At 41.9% G+C, this 24,623-nt stretch carries 22 protein-coding genes and 1 pseudogene; 17 read left to right on the top strand and 6 right to left on the bottom strand.

Translation table 11 applies throughout. The annotated features are described in order from the left end of the window. Nucleotides 1-63 precede the first annotated feature (63 nt). From AC3ISE_RS10825 to AC3ISE_RS10785, 9 genes are all read left to right on the top strand, one after another. Nucleotides 64-2,244, top strand: coding sequence for a malate synthase G (locus tag AC3ISE_RS10825; protein ID WP_489224316.1), 2,181 nt, complete (start codon nt 64-66; stop codon nt 2,242-2,244). A 30-nt stretch (nt 2,245-2,274) separates the two neighbouring features. Beyond that, nucleotides 2,275-3,480, top strand: a complete 1,206-nt coding sequence (locus AC3ISE_RS10820; protein WP_489224188.1) for an NAD(P)-dependent malic enzyme — start codon at nt 2,275-2,277, stop codon at nt 3,478-3,480. Further along, on the top strand, nt 3,477-4,253 hold the full coding sequence (locus AC3ISE_RS10815; RefSeq protein WP_489224187.1) for a fumarylacetoacetate hydrolase family protein: 777 nt from the start codon (nt 3,477-3,479) through the stop codon (nt 4,251-4,253). The genes AC3ISE_RS10820 and AC3ISE_RS10815 overlap by 4 nt, the downstream gene beginning before the upstream one ends. Before the next feature lie 73 nt (nt 4,254-4,326). Then, entirely contained in the window at nt 4,327-5,094 is a 768-nt protein-coding gene (locus tag AC3ISE_RS10810; protein WP_489224186.1) for an IclR family transcriptional regulator, read from the top strand. A gap of 249 nt (nt 5,095-5,343) precedes the next feature. Next, nucleotides 5,344-7,125, top strand: a complete 1,782-nt coding sequence (locus AC3ISE_RS10805) for an L-lactate permease (RefSeq protein ID WP_489224185.1) — start codon at nt 5,344-5,346, stop codon at nt 7,123-7,125. Nucleotides 7,126-7,553: 428 nt separating this feature from the next. Further along, complete coding sequence (locus tag AC3ISE_RS10800; protein ID WP_309191847.1) at nt 7,554-8,126, top strand: DJ-1/PfpI family protein; 573 nt, start codon at nt 7,554-7,556, stop codon at nt 8,124-8,126. A 386-nt stretch (nt 8,127-8,512) separates the two neighbouring features. Further along, a complete protein-coding gene (locus AC3ISE_RS10795; protein WP_489224184.1) occupies nt 8,513-9,235 on the top strand; it encodes a (Fe-S)-binding protein in 723 nt (240 codons plus the stop codon). A 1-nt stretch (nt 9,236) separates the two neighbouring features. Then, nucleotides 9,237-10,670: a LutB/LldF family L-lactate oxidation iron-sulfur protein gene (locus AC3ISE_RS10790; RefSeq protein WP_489224183.1), complete on the top strand. Its 1,434-nt coding sequence runs from the start codon at nt 9,237-9,239 to the stop codon at nt 10,668-10,670. Then, nucleotides 10,657-11,376, top strand: coding sequence for a LutC/YkgG family protein (locus tag AC3ISE_RS10785; protein ID WP_489224182.1), 720 nt, complete (start codon nt 10,657-10,659; stop codon nt 11,374-11,376). The genes AC3ISE_RS10790 and AC3ISE_RS10785 overlap by 14 nt, the downstream gene beginning before the upstream one ends. A gap of 308 nt (nt 11,377-11,684) precedes the next feature. On the opposite strand, the gene AC3ISE_RS10780 is transcribed toward AC3ISE_RS10785, so the two are convergent. From AC3ISE_RS10780 to pxpB, 4 genes and pseudogenes are all read right to left on the bottom strand, one after another. Beyond that, nucleotides 11,685-12,875, bottom strand: coding sequence for an NRAMP family divalent metal transporter (locus AC3ISE_RS10780; RefSeq protein WP_070877443.1), 1,191 nt, complete (start codon nt 12,873-12,875; stop codon nt 11,685-11,687). Between the two features lie 21 nt (nt 12,876-12,896). After that, a complete protein-coding gene (locus AC3ISE_RS10775; RefSeq protein ID WP_489224181.1) occupies nt 12,897-13,667 on the bottom strand; it encodes a LamB/YcsF family protein in 771 nt (256 codons plus the stop codon). Between the two features lie 13 nt (nt 13,668-13,680). Continuing rightward, nucleotides 13,681-14,675: pseudogene (locus tag AC3ISE_RS10770) on the bottom strand (5-oxoprolinase subunit C family protein). Beyond that, nucleotides 14,672-15,382, bottom strand: coding sequence for a 5-oxoprolinase subunit PxpB (gene pxpB / locus AC3ISE_RS10765; protein WP_489224180.1), 711 nt, complete (start codon nt 15,380-15,382; stop codon nt 14,672-14,674). Before pxpB ends, AC3ISE_RS10770 begins: the two are co-directional and overlap by 4 nt. 487 nt (nt 15,383-15,869) lie before the next feature. Here pxpB and AC3ISE_RS10760 point away from each other — a divergent pair, with 487 nt between their 5' ends. Next, nucleotides 15,870-17,789 carry an endonuclease MutS2 gene (locus AC3ISE_RS10760; RefSeq protein ID WP_489224179.1) on the top strand — a complete coding sequence of 640 codons (1,920 nt, stop codon included), beginning with the start codon at nt 15,870-15,872 and terminating at the stop codon, nt 17,787-17,789. Between the two features lie 12 nt (nt 17,790-17,801). Here AC3ISE_RS10760 and AC3ISE_RS10755 read toward each other — a convergent pair whose 3' ends face one another. After that, the gene (locus tag AC3ISE_RS10755) at nt 17,802-17,987 is read right to left on the bottom strand and encodes a hypothetical protein (protein WP_489224178.1); all 186 of its coding nucleotides are present in this window, start codon (nt 17,985-17,987) and stop codon (nt 17,802-17,804) included. Nucleotides 17,988-18,086: 99 nt separating this feature from the next. On the opposite strand from AC3ISE_RS10755, the gene AC3ISE_RS10750 reads away from it, so the two are divergent. Then, entirely contained in the window at nt 18,087-18,335 is a 249-nt protein-coding gene (locus tag AC3ISE_RS10750; protein WP_489224177.1) for a hypothetical protein, read from the top strand. Between the two features lie 35 nt (nt 18,336-18,370). Here the strand turns inward: AC3ISE_RS10750 and AC3ISE_RS10745 are convergent, their stop codons facing one another. Beyond that, nucleotides 18,371-18,943, bottom strand: coding sequence for a DUF6944 family repetitive protein (locus AC3ISE_RS10745; protein ID WP_489224176.1), 573 nt, complete (start codon nt 18,941-18,943; stop codon nt 18,371-18,373). A 599-nt stretch (nt 18,944-19,542) separates the two neighbouring features. On the opposite strand from AC3ISE_RS10745, the gene speD reads away from it, so the two are divergent. From speD to AC3ISE_RS10715, 6 genes are all read left to right on the top strand, one after another. Next, entirely contained in the window at nt 19,543-20,361 is an 819-nt protein-coding gene (speD, locus tag AC3ISE_RS10740; protein ID WP_133310873.1) for an adenosylmethionine decarboxylase, read from the top strand. Nucleotides 20,362-20,482: 121 nt separating this feature from the next. After that, nucleotides 20,483-21,286, top strand: coding sequence for a formate dehydrogenase accessory sulfurtransferase FdhD (fdhD, locus tag AC3ISE_RS10735; RefSeq protein ID WP_489224315.1), 804 nt, complete (start codon nt 20,483-20,485; stop codon nt 21,284-21,286). A gap of 68 nt (nt 21,287-21,354) precedes the next feature. Beyond that, nucleotides 21,355-22,365 (top strand): GTP 3',8-cyclase MoaA, encoded by a 1,011-nt coding sequence (gene moaA / locus AC3ISE_RS10730; protein WP_489224175.1) that lies wholly within the window; start codon nt 21,355-21,357, stop codon nt 22,363-22,365. Nucleotides 22,366-22,389: 24 nt separating this feature from the next. Beyond that, complete coding sequence (locus tag AC3ISE_RS10725) at nt 22,390-23,676, top strand: molybdopterin molybdotransferase MoeA (protein ID WP_489224314.1); 1,287 nt, start codon at nt 22,390-22,392, stop codon at nt 23,674-23,676. Continuing rightward, nucleotides 23,646-24,176: a molybdopterin-guanine dinucleotide biosynthesis protein B gene (mobB, locus tag AC3ISE_RS10720; protein ID WP_489224174.1), complete on the top strand. Its 531-nt coding sequence runs from the start codon at nt 23,646-23,648 to the stop codon at nt 24,174-24,176. The genes AC3ISE_RS10725 and mobB overlap by 31 nt, the downstream gene beginning before the upstream one ends. Further along, the gene (locus AC3ISE_RS10715; RefSeq protein ID WP_489224173.1) at nt 24,157-24,621 is read left to right on the top strand and encodes a molybdenum cofactor biosynthesis protein MoaE; all 465 of its coding nucleotides are present in this window, start codon (nt 24,157-24,159) and stop codon (nt 24,619-24,621) included. Before mobB ends, AC3ISE_RS10715 begins: the two co-directional genes overlap by 20 nt. Nucleotides 24,622-24,623 lie beyond the last annotated feature (2 nt).

The following is a 24,623-nucleotide window of genomic DNA, read 5'->3' as shown; positions in this document are numbered from 1 at the left end:
ATTATTTTTTTAACAAAAATAAAAACATCGTTTTTTAATAACAAACACAAGGAGGAATGAATGATGAAAGGCTATATTCAATCAGGTAATCTTCAAGTAGCAGACGTACTCTATGAATTTATTAATTCAGAAGCACTCCCGCAGACAGGTTTAGACCAGGAGGCATTCTGGTCAGGTTTTGAAGCCATAGTTAAGGAATTGACTCCTCACAACAAAGAACTGCTGGCAGTCCGCGATGAAATTCAGAGCAAAATAAATTCATGGCACAGGGAAAACAGCGGAACATTTAATTTTGAAGCTTATAAAGCATTTTTACATGAAATTGGATACTTAGAGCCTGAAGCAGAGGAGTTTAAGATTACAACTCAAAATGTTGATGATGAAATTGCTGTTCAGGCTGGTCCTCAATTAGTCGTGCCGGTCAACAATGCGCGCTATGCCATCAATGCAGCAAATGCACGCTGGGGAAGCTTATATGATGCCTTATACGGGACTGATGCCATCAGTGAAGAGGACGGTGCACACCGAGAGGGCTCATATAATCCTGTCCGAGGAGAAAAAGTCATTGAATTTGCGCGCAATTTCCTTGACGAAACAGTGCCTCTAAAAGATGGATCACATAAAGATGCTGCAGAATATGCGATTCTTGATGGAGAGTTATCGGTCACATTAAGCAGCGGTCATAAAACAGGTCTTAAAGACAATGAAAAATTAGCTGGATACCAGGGGGATGCAGCTTCGCCGGCTGCCATTCTTCTTAAAAACAACGGGCTCCATTTTGAAATTCAAATCGACCGAAGCCATTCTATCGGCAAAACAGATTTAGCTGGCGTGAAAGATATTTTGCTGGAAGCAGCGCTGACAACTATTATGGATTGCGAAGATTCAGTTACAGCTGTAGATGCGGAAGACAAAGTGATCGTGTACCGCAATTGGCTCGGCTTAATGACAGGAAATCTGGCGTCTACATTCAAAAAAGGCAAACAAACAATGACACGCACCTTGAATCCTGACCGAAAGTATGCAAGCGTTAACGGTGAAGAGTTTACTCTATCGGGAAGATCGCTCATGTTTGTTAGAAACGTAGGTCATCTTATGACAAACAATGCCATTCTTGATGAAAACGGAGAGGAAATTAGGGAAGGCATTTTGGATTGTGTGATGACTGCACTGCTTGCAAAACACTCCTTGCTCGGAACCGGACAATATCAAAACTCTTCAAAAGGATCTGTCTATATCGTTAAACCGAAAATGCACGGATCTAAAGAAGTTGCCTTTGCCAACACTCTGTTTAATAGAGTCGAGGATTTGCTTGGGCTTGAACGCAATACCATTAAAATCGGGGTAATGGATGAAGAAAGACGGACGTCTCTGAACTTGAAAGCAGTAATACGTGAAGTAAAAGACCGTATCGCATTCATTAATACCGGATTCCTGGACCGTACCGGTGATGAAATTCATACTTCTATGGAAGCTGGTCCGATGATTCCTAAAAATGATATGAAATCTTCCGCTTGGCTTTTGGGCTATGAAAAATCAAATGTTTATGCAGGTCTTGAAAGCGGCTTCCAGGGCCGTGCTCAAATCGGCAAAGGCATGTGGGCTATGCCTGACATGATGGCAGAGATGCTCAAACAAAAATCCGGTCATCTAAAAGCAGGTGCAAATACAGCATGGGTTCCTTCGCCTACAGCAGCAACACTTCATGCACTGCACTATCACCAGGTAGATGTAACAGAAGTCCAAAATCAGCTTAAGAAGGAAGTAAAGGATTTAAGAGATGACATTCTCACCATTCCTGCTGCTGAAAATACGAATTGGAGCAAGGAAGATATTCAGCAGGAGCTTGATAACAATGCACAAGGAATTCTTGGATATGTTGTGCGCTGGGTCGAGCAGGGTGTCGGATGTTCTAAGGTGCCGGATTACTATAATGTTGGCTTGATGGAAGACCGTGCTACGCTGAGAATTTCAAGTCAGCATCTGGCAAACTGGCTGCACCATGGCATCTGCACAAAAGAACAGGTGCAAGAAACGCTTGAACGCATGGCAAAAGTGGTTGACAAACAGAATGAAGGGGATCCGCTTTATATGCCGATGGCCCCTAATTACGAAAATTCGGTTGCCTTCCAGGCAGCATGCGATCTTGTTTTTGAAGGCTATGATCAGCCAAATGGCTACACAGAACCAATCCTGCACCGCCGCCGTTTGGAAGCTAAAGCTAAATTTGCAGTTAAGCAATAATCTAATCACATATTTTAAGGAGATGAGGCAATGCAGCACCTTCGGGAAAAATCGCTGGAACTTCACAAGCGTTCACATGGGAAATTAAGTGTTACGGTTAAAGTCTCCGTAGAAAATTCGCATGATTTAAGTCTGGTTTATTCCCCAGGGGTGGCAGAGCCTTGCAGAGAAATCCATCAAGACCCTGAAAAGATATACGATTATACGATGAAAGGCAATTTGGTTGCCGTTATTTCAGACGGCTCAGCTGTATTAGGCTTAGGCAATATAGGAGCAGCCGCTTCTATGCCTGTAATGGAGGGAAAAGCCGCTTTGTTTAAAGCATTTGCCGACATTGATGCTTTTCCGCTTTGTCTGAATACGAATGAGCCTGAAGAGATTATTGCCATTGTGAAAGCGCTGGAGCCGACTTTTGGCGGTGTAAATTTAGAGGATATTTCAGCTCCAAATTGCTTTATCGTTGAAGAACGATTAAAACAGGAAATGAACATCCCTGTTTTTCACGATGATCAGCACGGTACAGCCATTGTAACAGCCGCCGGCCTGATAAATGCGTTAAAGATGGTCAATAAACGACTTGAAAATGTGAAGATTGTCATAAATGGCGCCGGTGCTGCCGGGATTGCGATTACAAAGCTGCTCCTTGAAATGGGAGCAGAAAATGTCATCATGTGCGATACAAAAGGCGCGATTTACAAAGGACGAACAGCAGGAATGAATCCGATGAAGGAATTGATCTCAGAGCTGACAAATAAAAGCTTATTCCAAGGGACACTTGGTGACGCTTTAAGGGAAGCAGATGTTTTTATTGGCGTTTCAGCTGCAGGAGCTGTTTCTGGTGAAATGGTTCAAGAAATGAATAAGGATGCGATTATTTTTGCCATGGCTAATCCAGATCCGGAAATCATGCCCGAAGCTGCAAAAGCCGCAGGAGCGGTAATTGTGGGAACAGGAAGATCGGATTTGCCAAATCAAGTCAATAATGTCCTGGCCTTTCCAGGGATTTTTAAAGGAGCCCTGCAAGTGCACGCGACTGAAATCAATGAGGAAATGAAAATGGCTGCTGTTTATGCCATTGCTGATTTAATTACACCATCAGAGCTTGAATATGAGTATGTCATTCCGCATGCTTTTGATAAAAGAGTAGCTGCAGCTGTATCAGAAGCTGTAGCAAAAGCAGCCGTCAGATCAGGAGCTGCTCGCAAAACTACGTTTTTGAAAGGGGTACAGCCATGAAATTTGTCCGATTTAAAGATCAGTCAGCTGTCTATAGCGGAGTTTTAAACGAGTCTGAAATCAACGAAATACAAGGTGATATCTTTAAAGACTGGGAGTATACCGGCCGTTCTTTTCAAAAAGAGCAGGTTCAGCTGCTTGCACCCTTACTGCCAAATCAGATCATCGGAATTGGCGCAAACTACGTATCAAATAAGCAGGATATACCTGAGGTGCTGCCTGAAATTCCGGTATTTTTCTTCAAGCCGACCTCATCCGTTATTGGCCCTGAAGAGAATATTGTCATACCTGCCGGCGCAAAACAGGTGAAATTCGAATCAGAACTTGCCATTATCATAGGGAAAGAGGCAAAAAACGTCCCTGAATCAGAGGTTCTGGATTATGTGTTTGGCTACACAATAGGAAATGACGTAACAGCTCCAGCCTTTTTCCATGGAGACGGACACTGGACAATCGGCAAATCATTTGACACATTCACGCCTCTTGGTCCAGTAATTGAAACAGAGCTTGATCCATTCAATGTGAATGTGGAAGCGAGTTTAAACGGGGCTTTGAAACAGGATAGCCCGACAGATCTCATGATTATTCCGATTCGAAAAATGATTTCCTATTTAACCAGCGTCATGACCCTGAGAGAAGGGGACGTCATTTTAACAGGAAGTCCTGTTGGGGCAGAATTAGTCAATACAGGTGATGTCATCGAATGCGAAATCAAAGAAATCGGCATTCTAAGGAATTCATTCGCTGAAGCAAGAGAAAGCGTTAAAAGCTAGAGGATCCTTTCTTTACCCGGTATCAGGCATGATATACTAGAGTTAAAGTCAATTTGCACCAGAGGTGAGAGGGTTGGATCGAGAAAATATGGTGAAGTCCGTCAGCCGGGCACTGGATATCATCACGCTCGTAAGTTTGAAAAAAGGCGGACTTGGGGTTACCGAAATAGCGAATCAAATCGACATAAATAAAAGCTCCGTTTACAGGATTTTGTCTACACTTGTGCAATACGGCTATGTAGAACAGGATGCTGAAACGGGAAAGTACAAGCTTGGCTATAAATTCCTGGAAATCAGTTCAAAGCTGCTTGAATCCATTGATCTAAGAGCTGAAGCGAGAATGTATTTACAAGAGCTTGAAAATGAAACAAACGAGGTTATCCATTTAGTCGTGTATGATCAGGGTGAAGTGGTGTATATAGAAAAGCTGGACGGCAGTGAAACGCTGCGAATGCATTCAAAAGTGGGCAAGCGCGCCCCCATGCACTGTACATCAGTTGGAAAAGCCATACTGGCTCATCTTCCATCAAGCGTTGTGTTGGATATTCTAGAGCGAAAAGGGCTTCCGATGCATACTGACAAAACGATTACAAATAAAGAAGACTTCCTTCTGGAGCTGAGTTCCGTCAGACAAAAGGGATATGCTCTTGACCTGGAAGAGAATGAAAATGGAATCACATGCATCGCCGTGCCTATTTTTGATCATATGGGGAATGCTATTGCAGCTGTGAGCATTTCAGGTCCAACGATTCGCATGACAAAAGAAAGACTTGAACAGCTCCAGTCCCGTATGCGAAATATAGGCAGGCAAATATCCTTAAGACTTGGCTTTGAAAAATAGAATAAGCTTCCATTTTAAAATTTGTTCGGAGTTCACTTTTCAAAAGGTATACCGGACAAATTTTTTTTGGAGAAAAATAAGTGATTAAATTTTCTAAATATTGTTGAAATTATAATCATAGTTTGTATAATTGATTTGAGGCACCTCGTGTTATACAACAATATTAAGTATTGTTGTATAACATGTTTCTTCATTAGAAACAAACAGAAATGATGTTGCGCATTACGAAACAAAAAGGGGGAATTGTTTGTGAGTACGGGGATGTTAGGATTTTTATCACTGCTGCCGATTTTAGTTGTTGGTATCTTCTTGGTAGGTCTCAGGTGGCCAGCCAGCAAAGCCATGCCAATTTCGTATCTAACTGCGATCGGACTTGCGCTGTTTGTATGGAAAGTACCCGGAACAACTGTTGCAGCAGCATCTGTCAATGGATTAGTGGTTGCAGCCACGCTTCTGTACATTATTTTCGGGGCGATCCTTCTGTTAAACACCTTGCAGGAGAGCGGCGGAATTAAAACCATTCGCCAGGGCTTTACAGATATTTCTGTAGACAGACGCATACAGGTTATTATCATCGCCTGGCTGTTCGGCTCATTTATCGAAGGAGCATCAGGCTTTGGAACACCGGCAGCAGTTGCTGTACCGCTGATGGTCGGACTTGGATTCCCGGCTATGGCTGCTGTAATCGCCGGAATGGTCATTCAAAGTACTCCTGTTTCATTTGGTGCAGTGGGAACACCGATGCTTGTCGGCGTGCAAACAGGCTTATCTGCAGATGCAGGTATTACTGATGATTTCCTTGCACTTGTTACAGAAATTGGAGGCCAGGTTGCGATTTTACATATGATTGCCGGAACACTGATTCCGCTGTTTGTAGTCGCATTGATGACAAGATATTTCGGAAAAAACAAATCATTTTCTGAGGGGTTGAAGGTTTGGAAATTCGCCTTATTTTCTGCCTTTGCTATGACCATTCCATATGTGATTGTTGCAAATACTTTAGGACCGGAATTTCCGTCCATGGTCGGCGGTTTAACAGGTCTTGCAATCGTAGTGTTCGCAGCTAAAAAAGGATTCCTGATGCCGCCAAAAGAAGAATCATGGGATTTTGAAGAAAAGTCAAAATGGGATCCAGAATGGATGGGTTCACTTGAAATAAAAGATATCAGCCATAAAAGCGGAAATATGAGTATGATTAAGGCGTGGGCACCATATATTCTTGTTGGAGTGTTCTTGGTGATTTCAAGATTGAAAACGCTTCCTGTATTAGGGTGGCTCCAATCATGGGTTGTATCATTCCCAAACATGTTTGGTTCAGAAGTCAGTGCAAGCTTTCAGCCTCTCTATTTGCCGGGAACGATCTTTATCTTAGTTTCACTTATCACTTTCTTTTTGCACGGCATGAATGGAAGCGCATACAAAAATGCCTGGTCACAGTCAGCAAAAACGACCGTTGCCGCTTCTACCGCACTTGTATTTACCGTCCCGATGGTACAGGTTTTCATTAACTCAGGAGGCGGAGCAGCAGGTTTTGATAAAATGCCGATTGAACTCGCTAACGGAGCAGCATCCATTGCCGGAGAATTCTGGCCGTTCTTCGCTACTTTCATCGGCGGCATCGGAGCTTTTATCGCGGGAAGCAACACAGTAAGCAACATGATGTTCAGTTTATTCCAATATGATGTCGGTTCACAAATCGGTGTAAATCCTACTTGGATTGTAGCTCTCCAAGCAGTAGGAGGGGCTGCAGGAAACATGATTTGTGTTCATAATGTCGTTGCGGCATCAGCAGTTGTAGGACTTATCGGAAAAGAAGGACTTGTAATCCGAAAAACATTATTTCCATTTACTTATTACGCATTATTATCAGGTGCAGTCGGCTATTCCATCGTTTGGTATTCGCAAAAAGGAATCTTCAACCTTGGTTCGTATGTTGCTGTAGCCATTGCGATGGCCGCCATTTATATTGTGGCGACTAATCAGAAGCGTTCAGAAATGATTGTGAGCAACGATAAGAGTATGAAATTATAAATTGGTTTTTGAGTCTTTAAACTGAAGCAGGCAGGAAAACAAATGTGTTTTCCTGCTTTTTTCTGCAGGCTCTTTTCGTAAACTTTGTTGTTATTAGACTCCATGTTATAAACTTTAAGTGGATTGCAGCGGAAGGAACTTGACTCCTGCGGGAAAATAGAGGGAAATGGGAGACCCCGCAGGCAGGCCGAGGAGGCTCCCGCCCTCCCCGCGGAAAGCAAGTTCCTGGAGCGGAAAGGAACGGACAACATTTGTCACCTAGAACAATAACAAAAGGTTGAAAGAAATTGTAAAAAAACTGTAATGAAAAAAAGAATAGCGCACAATGCTATACTAGTTTTAGAATCATTCTATATATCTGAAGTCATCTCACCAAAGAACAAACTCACGTACCCTGCTTTGAAATCATAATGAAGGAAGGTAGAAAAATGAGTAAAAATGTTCTGATTCTGACTGGAGATGCCGTTGAAGCCCTGGAGGTATTTTATCCTTATTACCGATGTCTGGAAGAAAATATTTCGTGTACGATTGCTTCACCTGTAAAGAAGAAACTGCAGACAGTTGTCCATGATTTCCTCCCGGAAATGGATACATTTACAGAGAAATTAGGCTATAAAATTGATTCGCATGCATCTGTAGATGAAATTGATCCTGCTGATTTTGACGGACTAATTATTCCCGGAGGACGAGCACCTGAGTACATTCGCATGAATTCAAAAGTTCAGGAAATTGCTGCTCATTTTTTAAAAGAGGATAAGCCTCTGGGTGTTATCTGCCATGGACAGCTTGTCCTTACAACTGTCCGGGAATATATAAAAGGGCGTGAAGTCACAGCATACAGTGCATGCAGACCTGAAGTTGAAGCAGCAGGTGCCACATACATTGAAGAAATGCTTCACGTTGATGGAAACCTTGTAACAGGGCACGCCTGGCCTGATTTGCCGGGATTTATGAGAGAATTTTTTAAAGTGCTTCATGTGAAGCAGAAAACGGGTGTGTAATGAATAAAAACGCTTGAGCCAGACTACAAAGCGGAAAAATAATCATCTCTTAAAACGAGACTGCGAGATCATTCCGCAGTCTTTTAATTTGGCTCTTAAAGTTAATATTGTTGAACCCTAAGTGGATTGCAGCGGAAGGAACTTGACTCCTGCGGGACATAGAGCAAAGTGGGAGACCCCACAGGCAACGCCGAGGAGGCTCCCATGCTCCCCGCGGAAAGCAAGTTCCTGGAGCGGAAAGGAGCGGCCAATATTTATAATGAAAAACAACAATCTATGCGAAAACAGCCTTTAATTATATGATTCTATTCTTCCTGCATACAAAATCATTACATAGATAGTGTATAATAAAAAGTAAGAATATTTCGATAAGAGGAGGAGAGTTCGTGAAAGTTTCCCTGTTCATCACTTGTTTAGCAGATGTTTTTTATTCCAATGTCGGGAAAAGCACGGTGGAACTGCTTGAAAAGCTGGGCTGTGAGGTTGATTTTCCAAAATCCCAGACCTGCTGCGGACAGCCTGCCTATAATAGCGGGTATCACAAAGAAACGAGAGAAGTGGCAAAACATATGATTAAAGCATTTGAACAATCTGATTATGTTGTAGGGCCATCAGGTTCTTGTGTGGCTATGCTGCATGAATATGAGGAACTGTTTGCAAATGATCCTGACTGGAGAGAAAAAGCTCATCAGCTTGCTGGAAAATCATATGAGCTTACACAATTTATAGTGGAAGTACTGAAAGTTGAAAATGTAAATGCAGCTCTGCCTGCCCATGCAACGTATCATAAATCCTGTCATATGACGAGACTGCTCGGGGTCAAGGATGCCCCTGAAACATTGCTTCGAAATGTAAGCGGTTTAAACGTAACACCGCTGCCAAACAGTCATGATTGCTGCGGATTCGGCGGAACGTTTTCTGTTAAAATGGTCCCGATTTCAGAGCAGATGGTCGACGAGAAGGTAAAGCATATTCAAGATACAGATGCCGAACTTTTAATAGGGGCAGACTGCGGCTGTCTGATGAACATCGGCGGCAGAATCAACCGCAAAGGGATTCCGATTAAAGTGATGCATATTGCAGAAGTGCTAAGCAGCGGGGTGAAATGACATGCCAATGAAAATAGGAAATGAAGCTTTTTTCGACAGGGTTGAAAAAGGGGTAAATAATCCGTTCATGAGAAACGCTGTTGCCTCTGCACAAGAACGGATGCAGGGAAGGCGCCTGCAGGCAGCGGAAGAGCTTGGCAATTGGGAAGAGTGGCGGAAACTTGGGGAAGAAATCCGCACACATACGATGGAAAATCTTGATTATTATTTGGAACAGCTGAGTGAAAATGTATCAAAACGGGGAGGCCATGTCTTTTTTGCCTCAACAAAAGAAGAAGCCAACAAATACATAACTGATATTGCGATACAGAAACAAGCTAAAAAGGTCGTTAAATCAAAGTCGATGGTCACAGAAGAAATCCATTTGAATGATGCTTTAGAAAAAGCAGGCTGTGAAGTCATTGAGACAGATCTTGGGGAGTATATTCTTCAGCTTGATGACCATGATCCGCCATCGCATATTGTCGTTCCTGCTCTCCATAAAAACAAGGAACAAATTCGTGATACATTTAAAGAAAAACGCGGTTACAACAAATCAGAAATGCCTGAAGAGCTCGCCTTATTTGCGAGGGAGCAGCTTCGCAAGGATTTTCTGAGTGCAGACCTTGGAATTACAGGATGTAACTTTGCAGTAGCAGAATCCGGTTCAATCAGTTTGGTCACGAATGAAGGAAATGCAGGCCTTGTAACAGCATTGCCGAAAACCCAAATTACGGTGATGGGGATGGAGCGCATCGTTCCAACTTGGGAAGAGCTGGATGTTTTAGTCAGTTTGCTGTGCAGAAGCGCAGTAGGACAAAAACTGACTAGCTACATCACAGGAATAACGGGTCCAAGAGACGATGGGGATGCAGACGGTCCAGAAGAATTTCATCTCGTTATCGTAGACAATGGCCGTTCGAATATATTAGGCACTGAGTTTCAAAGCGCGCTTCATTGCATACGGTGTGCAGCATGTGTCAATGTATGTCCTGTTTACCGTCATATTGGAGGTCATTCCTACGGATCGATTTATGCGGGTCCAATTGGTGCCGTCCTTTCGCCATTGCTTGGAGGCTATGAAGATTACAAAGAGCTTCCGTATGCATCATCACTATGTGCAGCGTGTACAGATGCCTGTCCTGTGAAAATCCCTTTGCATGAACTATTAATAAAGCACCGCCGGAGAATTGTTGAAGATGAAGGAAAATCAACATTTGGAGAAAAGCTTGCGATGAAAGGCTATCAGCTGGCTGCAAGCTCGCCAAATTTATACGGAGCAGGAACAAAATCAGCATCAGCGGTGATGTCGCCATTTACAAGTTCAGGCAGCATAAAAAAAGGACCGGGTCCCATCAAGCCATGGACAGATGTAAGGGACTTTCCTGCTCCAAGTAAAGAGAGATTCAGAGATTGGATGAAGGGAAGGGAGGAGAGCAGAGATGATGAAAGGTAACATACAATATCGTGATCCTTTTCTTGAAACAGTAGCTGCAAAACTCGGCCGGGGGAGAAGAAAAGCAGTGACTAAACCCAACTGGTCGATCTCTCCGCAATGGGAAGTATTAAAAAATGCGGATGCAGATGAGCTAGTGGAAGTTTTAAAAAAGCAGTGCCTGTTAATCCATACACAGTTTATTGAAACAACTGCTGCTCAGCTTTCTGATAAAATGATGCATGTTTTTGACGAGTATGAAGTGAAATCAGCGGTCATCGCTAAAGACAAACGCTTTCAAGAATTTGGTTTGGATAATGAAATCACCAAAGCATGGCCAATGGCCGGCATACATATACACGAATGGGATCCCCTTTTAAAAGAGAAAAATATTGAAGCCTCGGAAAGAGCTGATATCGGAATCATATTCAGTGACATGACCCTTGCTGAATCAGGAACCGTTGTAGTGTTCAGCGATAAAAACAAAGGAAGGTCCATTAATCTTCTTCCTAAAACCTGTCTTTGCATCATCCCAAAAAGCACGATTGTGCCGAGATTGACTCAAGCTGCAGAACACATAAGCAGCCAAATCAAAAAGGGCAGCCATTTATCATCCTGTGTTGACTTTATTACTGGGCCAAGCAACAGTGCCGACATAGAACTTAATCTGATCGTTGGCGTCCACGGGCCGATTAAAGCAACATATATTGTCGTACAGGATAAATAAATATTATAAAAAAGCACTCTTTTATAAGAGTGCTTTTTTCGTTCAAAAGGGAGATTAAGAATAGATCTTAATCCCACCCTTGAAGTTCTTCATTCATTTAGATCTTTTCGTAAACTTTGTTGCTTTTAGACTAGTTGTTAAAAACCTAAAGTGGATTGTAGCGGATAAACTTGACTCCTGCGGGAAATAGAGGGAAATGGGAGACCCCACAAGCAAGCCGAGGAGGCTCCCACCCTCCCGCGGAAAGGAACGGTAAACATTTATAATCAATAACAACAATCGAGGCAAAACAGCCTTCATTTTTAAGCTTACTTAAATAATTGCGGCAGACCATTAATTAAAGAATATCCGCCCATAATTGCCATTGCAATGACGATAAAGACTCCAAAGATTGTCATCCACATTGGATGCTTATAATCGCCTACGATTTTAACTTTATGAGCGGCAATCAGCATAACTCCAAGTGCAATCGGCAGGATAAGTCCGTTTAGGGAACCGGCCAAGATCAGAATTTTTACAGGCTGTCCAATCGATACAAAAACAGCAGTTGAAACAGCAATAAATCCAACGATGAACCACTTATGATATTTCTCTATCGCAGGGCTGAACGTTCGAATAAAGGAAACGGAAGTATAGGCAGCTCCAACAACTGAAGTAACGGCAGCAGCCCACATGATGACACCAAACATTTTATATCCGACGTTTCCAGCTGCATGCTTGAAAACAGAAGCAGGAGGATTTGCAGGATCAAGCTGCAGTCCTTGAGAGACAATACCAAGTGCGGCTAAAAATAAGAAAATCCGCATGATGGAAGCAATACCAATTGCTGAAATAGAGCTTTTTGTCACTTGAGGCAAAGCAGCTTTTCCTTTAATTCCCGCTTCAAGAAGTCTGTGACCTCCAGCAAATGTGATATATCCTCCAACTGTACCTCCAACAAGAGTAACGATGGCAAGAAAATCGATTTTGTCAGGGATGACTGTTTTAACAGCAGCTTCACCAATAGGCGGCTGCGCAGAAAACATGACATAAATGGTTAAAGCAATCATGACAAAGCCCATAATTTGAGCGAAACGGTCCATAACTTTCCCAGCTTCGCGCACCAAAAAGATCCCAATTGCAACAATTCCGCTTAAAAGTGCTCCAAGCTGAGGGGAAACGCCAAAGATCACATTTGTTCCGAGACCTGCACCGCCTATATTTCCTATATTAAAAGCAAGACCTCCAAGAACGATTAAAACAGAGAGGAAATACCCCAGGCCAGGAAGAACAGCGTTAGCAATATCTTGTGCAGGTTTTTCAGATACGGCAATAATTCGCCATATGTTTAATTGTGCTCCAATATCGATGAGAATGGACATTAGAATGACAAACCCGAAGCTTGCAGCTAAAAGCTGGGTAAAATGTGTGGTTTGGGTTAAAAATCCAGGACCGATGGCTGAAGTTGCCATCAAAAAGGCTGCGCCAAGCAGCAGGCTAAAGTTTGATTGTTTTTTCATGATGAGACCTCCTGAATTTTGTTAAGCATGAACACTTCCTGCTTTTTCAATGCTTATTCCTGCATGCTGCAGGGCTTCTGATATGTATTTAGCGAATTGAAGGGCATGAGCGCCGTCTCCATGTATGCAGATAGTATCTGCTTTAATGGACACGTTTTTCCCGGAAAGGGATGTGACCTTCCCATCTTTCACCATTCTTATTACTTGTTTTATAGCCATTTCTTGATCCTCAATCAAAGCGCGGGGGTCCCGCCTTGAGGTTAACGTGCCATTGTCCTGATAGGTTCTGTCAGAAAAAACCTCATTTGCAGTTTTTAGACCCAATTTCTCCCCAGCTTTAATTAACTCACTGCCGGCCAGTCCGAATAAAATGAAATTGGAATCAACTTTGTAGACAGCTTCAGCAATGGCTTCTGAAATTTGACTGTTGACTGAGGCCATATTATAGAGTGCACCATGAGGTTTTACGTGCTGAAGAGAACCTCCTTCAGAGGACGCAAAGCCTGATAAAGCTCCGATTTGATAGACAACAAGATCATATACTTCTCTCGGAGTGAGGTCCATATTTCTTCTTCCAAATCCGGTTAAGTCATGAAAACCGGGATGTGCTCCGATTCCAACGCCTTTTTCAACCGCAAGTTTAACTGTTTTTCTCATAGTAGAAGGATCGCCTGCATGAAATCCGCAGGCAATATTGGCAGAAGAAACGAAATTCAATATGTCTTCATCGTTTCCCATTACATAAGCTCCAAAGCTTTCTCCCATATCACAGTTTAAATCAACCTTAAGCATGTCTTTCAGCTCCCTATTTCAATTTCAGCAGCATGCCCTGTTTTAATAGCTGCAATCTTCTTTCTCTGTCTATCAGCAGTTCCTGAGCTTCCTCAAGCGATATTTCCTTGAACCGGACAGATTCACCTGGTTTAAATTGGGCAAGGTAGGGCAAATCGACAGAAGCGACCTGTGCGATTTTCGGATATCCGCCGGTAGTCTGCCTGTCAGCCAGCAGGATAATCGGGTTGCCGTCAGCAGGAACTTGAATCGTTCCAAAGCTGACAGCTTCGGAAATCATTTCTGTTTTATCTTCTAATGTAAGCTGCGGGCCTTCCATTCGGTAACCCATACGGTCAGAATTAGGTGTTATTTTAAACGTTTCAGAGAAAATCATGGATTTGCTTTCCTCTGAAAAGTCTTCAAATTGCCTTCCTTTTATGACACGCACGCTTTCATCTTCTCGCAGGAAAGGAATAAATTCGGGAGATGCAGACCATTCGATTTCTGAATGAGGAGCCGAGTCAAGAAGAGCTTCATGCAGTTTAATGGACTGTTCAGACATCTTTCCAACAGATAGTATGTCCCCATTCTCGATGGCTCTTCCTTCATATCCGCCAATTCCCGCTCTAATGTAAGTTGATTTGCTTCCCATTACCTCAGGGACTTCAATTCCGCCAGCTACTGCAAGATAGGCTCTGCATCCTTTTTTAGCTCCGCCAAATGAAAGCCGGCTGCCTTTTTCACAAATAATGGCCTCCACATCTTTGCAGGCCTGTCATTCAGAATGGGAGATAAATCTCCGCCACAAATAGAAATCATGGAATCTGACTGAAATTCAAAGTGTGCTCCGAGCATCGTCATTTCAACCGCTGCCTCGTTCTCTGAATTTCCGACAAGCATATTTGCGATTCTATGGGAGAGAGTATCCATTGCACCGCTTGCGATCACTCCGTACTTTTGAGAACCATATCTGCCAAGATCTTGAATAGACGTCAGAAGGCCTGATTTATTGACTTTTATCGTCATATCATTTTCTCCTTTTCTTCAAGAAATTGATCATATGAGATCGGTTTGAACCTAATAACATCACCGGCTTTTAATAGACTTGGAGATTTCCTTTCAGGCTGAAAAAGCTTTAAAGGAGTCTGTCCTATTAACTGCCACCCGCCAGGTGTCTCAATTGGATAGATCCCTGTCTGACTTCCTGCAATACCTACTGATCCAGCAGGTATTTTTAATCTCGGAGAACTTCTTCTTGGAGCCGCAATCTTTTCAGACATTCCTCCAATGTAAGGAAAGCCGGGAGCGAAGCCAATCATATACACTAAATATTCATTGTCTGAATGAATGCTGATGACCTCTTCGGGCGATAACTTGTTATGTTGTGCTACAAATTCCAGATCCGGACCAAGCTCTCCGCCGTAGCATACAGGGATCAGAACGGTTCTTCCTGACTCAGATTGTACTTTATCCAGCGTTTTCATTGTTTCTGATATGTATTCTGAAACAATCTGATAAGGATAGGAATCCTGATTCACTCTGCTCGCTTTTATCGGATCATAAATAAGCGTCACCGTTGTAAATGCAGGAATGCATTCGATCAGCCAGTCTGGTGAATGCTGGTCAAAATAGGAGAAGACATGCTGAACGTTTTCATGAGTATTATTTTCAATCATCTTTCCAAGTTCAATAATAATAGCGGCATCACCTAAGGGACTTAGGGTAAATTCCATTTCAGCACCTCCTAAAATTGATGTATAAATATGAATAATCAATTCATATTAGATGTAGTTCATCTTATAATAAGAAAGCTCAGAATTCAAATGACTGTTTATAAAATTTGGGTTTGACAAGAAAAGGAAAGTGAAGTAAATTTGAAGTAAGCTTTTATATTCTCTATACAATCATCCTTAAAAAGGGGTTTTGTTATATGTTAGGTGTCGTTCTTAACTAATCCGTAATTTCATACGGTCATCACTGTGCCCGGCGTGCAAAAAACAGATTTTGCAATGCTTATTTAACTATGCGCAGATCGATGAGTTAAGAACAAATCATAGCATATGAGAGGTGCCTGCTCTGCTGTGTTTTTATGCACAGTTTTTTATTTGTCCAAAAAAGGATGAGAGCAGTATGGAGAAAAAGCGCTCTATAGACCATTTCAGCCGCAATGAACGTTTGTTCATTGCGGCTTTTTTTCGTTACTAAAGGAGGAATATTTATATGAACAACCATACTTTGAACGTTTTAGATTACCTTACTATAAAAGAAACAATCAGCACTTTTGCGATGACAGATTCAGGCAAGCAGCGGGTATTATCCATTATGCCGCTTACTCATGTTAAACAGATTCAGGCACTATTGTCAGAAACAGACGAAGCTGCTGCCATTTTGGAGAAAAGTTCAAGTGTTCCAATTTCAGGTCTTGAAGGCATTGAAATTATTGTAAAGCAGTTCAATAAAGGTGTTGCTTTAAGACCGCATCACTTTTCACAGCTGCTGGCATTTATAGAAGACGGCTTGAAAATGAAACGGTTCATGAAAGATAAAGAAATGCTGGCACCTCGTGTGTCCTCATATGTACATGGAATTGAAGAGCTTCCTGAGATCGCTGCAGAAATCACCAGATGCATTCGAAACGGCAGAGTTGACGACATGGCGGGGAAAGAGCTGTCAAAAGTAAGAAAACAGCTGGCCATTGCAAATGACCGTTTGAAAGAAAAACTGAATTCCATTGTCAAGTCTCCGAAATATAAGAGCTACTTGCAGGACGCCATTATAAGTGAGCGCGGCGGCCGCTTATGTGTATCTGTTAAAAGAGAATATAAAGGGAAAATTAGAGGTACGGTCATGGATGCATCAGCATCTGGCTCAACACTTTATGTTGAACCTGAAGAGGCAGCGTCCATTCAGGATCAGATCAATCTATTATTGTCACAGGAAGAACTGGAGGCGGAAAAGATTTTAAGTTATTTAACTGGCTTGGCAGAGTCTCATGAAAAACAGCTTCTTCAATCAATAGAAGTGATGGTGCATTATGATGTTTTATTTGCAAAAGCAAAATACAGCCGTGTCATTGACGGCAGGGCACCAGCAGTTCATGATCAAAAAATGATCAGCCTGAAAAATGCCAGGCATCCGCTTTTAGGAAGCAAAGCCGTTCCTCTGACCATTGAAATAGGGAAGGATTTTCAGGCCCTCGTCATAACCGGGCCGAATACAGGCGGTAAAACAGTAGTTTTAAAAACGGTAGGTCTTCTTGTTCTGATGGCACAATCCGGGTTTCATATCCCTGCTGATAAGGAAAGCTCAATTGGCATTTACCAGCAGATTCTGCTTGATATCGGTGATGGGCAAAGCATTGAACAAAACTTGAGCACGTTCAGTTCACACATGACGAATATTATTTCAATTTTAAAGAAAACAAATGAATATAGCCTTGTGTTGCTTGATGAGTTAGGATCAGGAACAGATCCGGGAGAAGGTATGGGGCTTGCAAGTGTTATTCTTCAAAAAATTCATCAAAAAGGTGCTACCTTGCTTGCCACGACACATTACAGTGAAATAAAGGACTTCGCTGAAAAAGAAGAAGGGTTCATAAATGGATCGATGGATTTTGATATAGAGACCCTTCAGCCAACCTATAAACTTAAGATAGGCGTAGGCGGGGAGAGTCAGGCGTTTTCCATTGCCCTCCGTTTAGGCATGCATCCGGAATTAATTGAGAAAGCACATGCCATCACGTATAAAGAAACAAAAAAGTACGGAAAAGAGCAATATGATCTATATGAAAAAAAAGAACTTGATAAACAAATTTCTGTCAATCGTTACAAAAAGAAGCAGACAAAAGCAAAAGAGGCAGAGGTGCAGACTTTTATAAAAGGAGACAATGTGCTTTTAAAAGCAACAAATGAGCACGGAATTGTATACAGCGGTCCAGATAAGGGCGGAAACTACACGGTCTTTGTTAAAGGGACAAAACAATCAATCAATCATAAACGAATTCAGCTTCATATTTCAGCTGAAGAGCTTTATCCGGAAGATTACGACTTTGATATCATTTTTGAATCAGCAGAAAATCGAAAAAAAGCAGCACAAATGCAAAAAAGACATACTGATTTGACGATTGAACGAGAACATTAAAAAAAGGGGACTTCATTGTCCCTCTTTTTCCATTTCCTGTTTATCTTCATCTATTACATCGCCATCTGTTTCTTCTTCTACTTCTTGTTCCATATCATCGTTCATTTCATCCTGTTCGCCATCACCGCATGCGGTCAGGGCACCAAGCATGATAGCAAGTGTCATTCCGCCTGTTAGGCATTTCTTTTTCCAGGTCATTCATTTGGCCTCCTAATCATTTTATATTATTTTAATAGTTAAATACCCCGTGAGTCGTTGTTTAAACGAAAGAATGGAAAGTTTGTAAATAAAAGGGGAATGATTGAGATGGGAAATACTGATAAAAGAAATAGATTATGTGAAGAAAGATATAGTTATCAAGTAACAAAGGATATTGGCGTATTTATTTATTGGTCTGGAATACAAATAAAAGTATTGAAGGGGAAGAAAGCAGTTAAATTCCTTGCAGCTGCTGACAGCGCTGAAACAGAGAAAGATATACAGCTTCTTTTAGCTAAAGCAACAGGCAATTTTAAGAGAGGAAACGAAAAGAGAAACCTGCATTGACAGGCTTCTCTTTTTTTAAATGAAAAATTTTGTCCTCATTTATTTGGACATTCACAAGTTATGGCATCAGCTGCAAGCAGCGCACCTACTGCCTGAAGATAGGCGCCAAACCAGCCAAGGGCTTTACCCTTTTGAATCATTCTGTTTAAAAAATAGATTCCGCTCACACCATCAACAGCAGCGCCGCCTGCAATTAAGAGGTAGCCTGCAGTTAACTGCTCACGGTAAATCCGCTGCTTTTGGCCGGATGCTCCAATTGCTTCTGCGGTCGCCCCGAGTGTCTGAACGGTATTTCCAATCACATCTATATATAAGCCTTCTTCCAATTGTCCGTTAAGAATCAATAGTCTCGAAACAGCATTGACTGAATTGCCTGCAGCTTGAAGCCAGCTTCCATATACACTTACTTTGTTCTCTGGATTAGCTGATCTACCCGCTGCCTGCAGCGAATTTCCTGCTGCTTCAATGGCATTTCCTGAGCCGGACAGTTTGTTAGAAATCTCTTCATTATCAATGAGATTGATGGTTTCTCCCGAAGCATTGATTAGGGTGCCGGCGACAATAATCCAGGCACCGATTACATCCAGAGCATATTCCTTCTCATCCATGCCGGGCACCTCGCTTAATTATTGTAACTTTTACATCATATGAGGTTAACTTGATTTTGTTTAAATAGCCGTTAAAAATCAGCTTCCGCACGTAAACAGCATTTTTAGTTTCATTACTTTATACATCAGAGCAGCATTCCGCCCTTTTTGAGTATGGGTGTTTATTTTAGGACGAAGGCATTCAATAAAGGCCTGATCACATTTGCAGGATGATACCCCGCGGTCTAAACAGAGGTCATGCCTTTGACAGCAGGCATCCACATCATTTATGGGAAGACCTGGCCCGCTGCACCCTGGCCCGCACCATCTGTATTCAGGGAAAATACAGCGGGACTTTCTTTTCCTGTTCTTTGTACCTGACATATGGAAATCTCCTTTTTAATTCACATACTCTATTTATATGAATGTCCTGGGATAAAGGAATTGGCGAAATCCCATGCTGTTTTAAAAAATCAATCCTGTTTATACAGGAAATGTTTTTCTAAAATCAGTGCGTTCTGTTTCTTCCTTTCTAAAGTGGGTAATATAGTAACAACATGACTAGTAAAATCTAAGCATCTTAAGAGAGATTTTTTCTAAACCGAAGGGAGAACAAAACCTTGAAATTCACTTCAGAACAAAGGATTCAGCTGCATGAATTCAATAATCTTACGAAATCGCTCAGCTTCAATATGTATGATGTTTGCTACACAAAGACAAAAGAAGAGCGTGAAGCTTATATACAGTATATTGATGAGCAGTACAATGCGGAGCGTTTAACCAAAATTTTAAAAAATGTCACGGATATCATCGGTGCACACGTACTGAATGTTGCTCAGCAAAACTATGTTCCCCAGGGAGCAAGCGTGACCATTCTCGTATCTGAGGGACCAGTTGTAGAAGTACCTAATGAATCATACGAAGAATCACCAGGTCCGCTTCCTGACTCAGTTGTGATGCAGCTTGATAAAAGCCATATTACCGTCCATACATATCCGGAATACCATCCTAATGAAGGAATCAGCACCTTCAGAGCTGATATTGATGTGTCAACCTGCGGGGAAATCTCACCCCTGAAAGCACTCAATTATTTAATCCATTCTTTTGATACAGATATTATGACTATGGATTACCGCGTAAGAGGGTTCACAAGGGATATAAACGGCGAGAAGCTCTTTATTGACCATGACATCAATTCTATTCAAAATTACATACCGGAAAATGTGAAGGACGCATATGACATGATCGATGTAAATGTGTACCCCCAGAATATCTTCCATACGAAATGCAAGCTGAAGGAATTTGATTTGAATAATTATTTATTTGGCTATACAAAGGACAAGCTCAGTAAAAATGAGAGAAATGAAATTACAGACCGGTTAAAAATCGAAATGGATGAAATTTTTTACGGAAAGAATATGAAGCCATTTTCAGGATGAAGCAAAGAGGGCTTTCTCACTATAAGTGGGAAGGCCCTTAGCTTTGAAGCTTTCAAAAAAACGGAAGTTGGATTATCATAATGTAAATATGAGAGAAAAAAGAGGCAAAGGAGCAGCCATTTTGAAACAAGTCGAGATAAAACGGAAGATCCTCCGTATTTCAAACGGCAACGCAACCAAGGAAGAGGATTCAATCGTAACAGAATATCCGGTAACGATTAAGGTTAATGGTGAAGAATTTGTAACGATGGTCTGCTCGCCTGAATTTATTGAGGACATGGTAATCGGGTATCTTGCCTCAGAAGGAATCATTCAAAGCTGCAGGGATATAAAAGAGCTCTGGATGCAGGAGAAAGAAGGGTTTGTTCATGTGAAAACAGTAAAAGACAATCCTTACTTTCAACATTTTCAAAATAAACGATATGTCACTTCCTGCTGCGGGATGAGCCGGCAAGGCTTTGTTTTTGCAAGTGATGCAAGGACAGCGAAAAAAATGCACGGCATTCATGTGAAAATAACCCCTGATACTTGTTTTTTACTAATGAAAGAGATGCAAAGTCAGGCTGATGTTTTTCATCAAACAGGAGGCGTGCACAATGCGGCTCTATGTGATGAAAATGGCGTGATACTAAGCCGAATGGATATTGGGAGACATAATGCCCTGGATAAGATATATGGACACTGTTTAAAAAACAAGATTTCCGTTCGTGATAAAATCCTTGTATTCAGCGGGAGAATCTCTTCAGAAATTCTAATGAAAACAGCTAAAATCGGTTGTGAAATCGTTTTATCTAAATCAGCCCCAACAGAGTTAGCATTGAATCTGGCTGAAGAACTAGGAATTACGGTCGTTGGTTTTATAAGAGATTCTTCTTTGAATGTCTATACACATCCGCAAAGAATCATTCCCGCACAAGATAACTGATTGTTTCATTTAGTTCGCATATTCTGAAGCTTGCATGTAAAATACATAACAGAAGAGAGGCGAGGAATATGAAAAATTCTATACTGGATTCATGGAACCGGCCGCTCAGGGATTTACGAATCTCTGTCACAGACCGGTGTAATTTCCGCTGCCGCTACTGTATGCCGGAGGAGATATTCGGACCGGATTATTCATTCTTGTCATCTGAGAAAATCTTGTCTTTTGAGGAGATTGAGAGATTAGCAGTCATTTTTTCATCTTTAGGTGTTAAAAAACTCCGCCTTACAGGAGGAGAGCCTCTGCTCAGAAAAGAGCTGCCTGTGTTAATAAGGATGCTTAAGACAGTTGATGGAATTGAAGACATCGGGTTAACGACAAATGGATCCCTTTTAAAAACGTTTGCTGGTGACTTGTATGATGCAGGTTTAAGACGAGTCACGGTCAGTCTGGATTCTTTGAATGAAGAGCGCTTTGCTGAAATGAATGGACACCGCAGCAAGTTGAAAACGATTCTTGACGGGATTGAAGCAGCAGCTGCAGCCGGCTTACAGGTTAAGATAAATATGGTCGTTCAAAAAGGGATTAATGAAGTGGACATTCTGCCGATGGCCGAGTATTTCAAAGGGAAAGGACATACCCTAAGATTCATTGAGTATATGGATGTGGGAAATTCAAATGGATGGAAGCTTGATCATGTTGTTTCAAAGAGGGAAATTTTGAGTTTGATAGGAGAACGTCATCCTTTAAGTAAGATTTCGCCGAACTATCCGGGAGAAGTCGCGGAAAGATATGAGTATCAAGATCAATCTGCAGAGATCGGAATCATCTCATCTGTGACAGATTCTTTTTGCTCCACTTGTTCACGTGCCCGAATATCGGCTGAAGGCAAGCTTTATACCTGTCTTTTTGCCTCAAAAGGTTCAGATCTAAGAGAACTGATCCGTTCAGGAAAAAGCAAGATGGAGCTGACACATATCATTCGGGATATATGGAACAGACGAAATGACCGGTACTCTGATGAACGGACAAATGAGACTGGCAAGCAGAATAAAGTGGAGATGTCTCATATCGGGGGATAATCAGCAGAGAGGAGATTCAGTTTGATAGAAAAAAGAACACCCATTGCAGTTTCTGAAGCTGTTCAAAAAGTCATGGACTATGCCAGTAGAGGACAAGCGGAGCCAGTGCCGCTTGAAAACTCATACGGACGTTTTTTAGCTGAAGATTTAATCGCAGATCATGATGTGCCGTCTTTTGACCGGTCCCCTTATGATGGATTTGCCGTTCGTGCTGCTGATACTGCTCAGATTACCAGGACTAATCCAGGAGTTTTTGAAGTAATCGGGGAGATAGGCGCAGGTTCTGTTTTTCAAGGAAGAGTTGGCCAAAATCAGGCAGTAAGGATTATGACCGGCGCCCAAATACCAGCAGGAACTGATGCGGTTGTCATGCTTGAATTGACGAAAGAGTTTAATGCTGCAGAAGGAAAAAAATTCGAATTAAAGCGCTCCTTAAAAAGCGGGGAAAACATCTCGTTTCAAGGGGAAGATACACAAAAAGGCACTACTTTGGCAGCTAAAGGAAGCGTTATTACCCCAGGAATTGCAGCATTGCTTGCGACGTTCGGATATGATGAGGTTCCGTGTGCGAAAAAGCCGGTAATCGGAGTGCTCGCGACTGGAAGTGAACTGCTTGAAGTAAATGAACCGCTTCAGCCCGGAAAAATCCGCAACAGCAACTCCTATATGATTCTTGCTCAAATCGAACGGGCAGGAGGGGAAGCAAAATATTTCGGGAAATTCAGTGATGATCTTGAACAATGTGTCATTGCCGTCCAAGATGCTCTAAGTCAAGTAGATTTATTGATTACTACAGGCGGAGTGTCTGTGGGTGATTATGATTATTTGCCGGCCATTTATGAAAAGCTTGGAGCAGATGTTCTTTTTAACAAGATTGCGATGAGGCCGGGAAGCGTTACAACCGTTGCTGCTCTGGATCAAAAATTGCTGGTAGGTCTTTCAGGAAATCCTTCCGCCTGTTTTGTAGGATTTGAATTGTTTGTCAGACCGGTCATCCGGCACCGCAATTTTCACCGATCTCCGCATGTAAGAAAAGAAAAAGCCTATTTGGGCAAGGATTTTCCTAAGGCCAATCCATTTACAAGGTTTGTCAGGGCTTTGCTTCATTATGATGATGGAAGGCTGACCGTTCTTCCTTCAGGCTTTGATAAATCAAGTGCCGTTTCCTCTTTAGCTGAAGCAAATGCCCTTATTATTCTGCCGGGCGGGACGAGAGGCTATCAAGCTGGCATGATGACAGATGTCCTATTATTGGATGATCAAAAGGGAAGTGAGTGGCCATGGGAAAACATTGTGCCGTCATACAAATAACCGGGCATCAAGACTCTGGAAAAACGACTTTGATGGAAAAACTCATAAAAAAAGCTGCAGAAAATAACCATCATGCAGGTACAATCAAACATCACGGCCATGGAGGCATCCCAGATCCGAGGCTTCCAGCTAAAGACAGTGATCGCCATTCAAAAGCAGGAGCTGTTCTTGCAGGGGTTGAAGGGGATGGTCTCCTGCAGCTGAAATTGGCCAATCAAAAATGGCCGCTTGCAAAGCTCGTTGAAATCTATCAATCTATGTCAATTGATACAATTTTCATAGAGGGATATAAAAGAGAACAATTTCCAAAAGTCATATTAATCAAAATTGAAAATGATCTTTCTCTCTTAAAACTAAGCAGCATCATCTGCATCATTACTTGGATTGATATTCATCACTTAGATATACAAGTTCCAATTTTTCATATTGAAGACGAAAAGAACTACATACATTACATCATGGAAATGGTGAGGGTTCAGCATGAGTCAGGAATATTTTGAGATTACAAAAAATCCAATTTCAGCTGATGAAGTCACGGATAAAGTGGCAAGAAGAGAAGCTGGAGCCATTACGGCCTTTATCGGAACAGTAAGAGAATTTACAAAAGGCAAAAGAACGCTTCATTTAGAATATCAGGCTTATGAACCGATGGCTGTTAAAATGCTTGAACAAATTGGCGATGAAATAAAAGAGCGATGGCCGGATGCCATAACAGCCATTACTCACCGCATAGGAAAGCTTGAGATTTCAGATATAGCTGTTGTGATTGCCGTGTCTTCCCCACACAGGAAAACAGCTTATGAAGCAAATGAATATGCGATTGAACGGATCAAACAGATTGTTCCCATCTGGAAAAAAGAACATTGGGAGGATGGAACAATGTGGATCGGCGATCAGCTTGAACAAACACCATACCTTGAGGGGAAACCCAGGAAAGAGGGCTGAAC

The sequence above is a fragment of the Metabacillus sp. KH_069 genome (assembly GCF_057838075.1).
Note: the sequence above shows the minus strand (reverse complement) of the source record. Positions and strands in the feature narration are given on the sequence as shown.

What these genes read in the sequence shown, in the direction of transcription:
- AC3ISE_RS10825 (WP_489224316.1), top strand. Translation starts at nt 64, where the DNA reads ATGAAAGGCTATATTCAATCAGGTAATCTTCAAGTAGCAGACGTACTC.
- AC3ISE_RS10820 (WP_489224188.1), top strand. Translation starts at nt 2,275, where the DNA reads ATGCAGCACCTTCGGGAAAAATCGCTGGAACTTCACAAGCGTTCACAT.
- AC3ISE_RS10815 (WP_489224187.1), top strand. Translation starts at nt 3,477, where the DNA reads ATGAAATTTGTCCGATTTAAAGATCAGTCAGCTGTCTATAGCGGAGTT.
- AC3ISE_RS10800 (WP_309191847.1), top strand. Translation starts at nt 7,554, where the DNA reads ATGAGTAAAAATGTTCTGATTCTGACTGGAGATGCCGTTGAAGCCCTG.
- AC3ISE_RS10790 (WP_489224183.1), top strand. Translation starts at nt 9,237, where the DNA reads ATGCCAATGAAAATAGGAAATGAAGCTTTTTTCGACAGGGTTGAAAAA.
- AC3ISE_RS10785 (WP_489224182.1), top strand. Translation starts at nt 10,657, where the DNA reads ATGATGAAAGGTAACATACAATATCGTGATCCTTTTCTTGAAACAGTA.
- AC3ISE_RS10780 (WP_070877443.1), bottom strand. Translation starts at nt 12,875, where the DNA reads ATGAAAAAACAATCAAACTTTAGCCTGCTGCTTGGCGCAGCCTTTTTG.
- AC3ISE_RS10775 (WP_489224181.1), bottom strand. Translation starts at nt 13,667, where the DNA reads ATGCTTAAGGTTGATTTAAACTGTGATATGGGAGAAAGCTTTGGAGCT.
- pxpB (WP_489224180.1), bottom strand. Translation starts at nt 15,382, where the DNA reads ATGGAATTTACCCTAAGTCCCTTAGGTGATGCCGCTATTATTATTGAA.
- AC3ISE_RS10760 (WP_489224179.1), top strand. Translation starts at nt 15,870, where the DNA reads ATGAACAACCATACTTTGAACGTTTTAGATTACCTTACTATAAAAGAA.
- AC3ISE_RS10755 (WP_489224178.1), bottom strand. Translation starts at nt 17,987, where the DNA reads ATGACCTGGAAAAAGAAATGCCTAACAGGCGGAATGACACTTGCTATC.
- AC3ISE_RS10750 (WP_489224177.1), top strand. Translation starts at nt 18,087, where the DNA reads ATGATTGAGATGGGAAATACTGATAAAAGAAATAGATTATGTGAAGAA.
- AC3ISE_RS10745 (WP_489224176.1), bottom strand. Translation starts at nt 18,943, where the DNA reads ATGGATGAGAAGGAATATGCTCTGGATGTAATCGGTGCCTGGATTATT.
- moaA (WP_489224175.1), top strand. Translation starts at nt 21,355, where the DNA reads ATGAAAAATTCTATACTGGATTCATGGAACCGGCCGCTCAGGGATTTA.
- mobB (WP_489224174.1), top strand. Translation starts at nt 23,646, where the DNA reads ATGGGAAAACATTGTGCCGTCATACAAATAACCGGGCATCAAGACTCT.
- AC3ISE_RS10715 (WP_489224173.1), top strand. Translation starts at nt 24,157, where the DNA reads ATGAGTCAGGAATATTTTGAGATTACAAAAAATCCAATTTCAGCTGAT.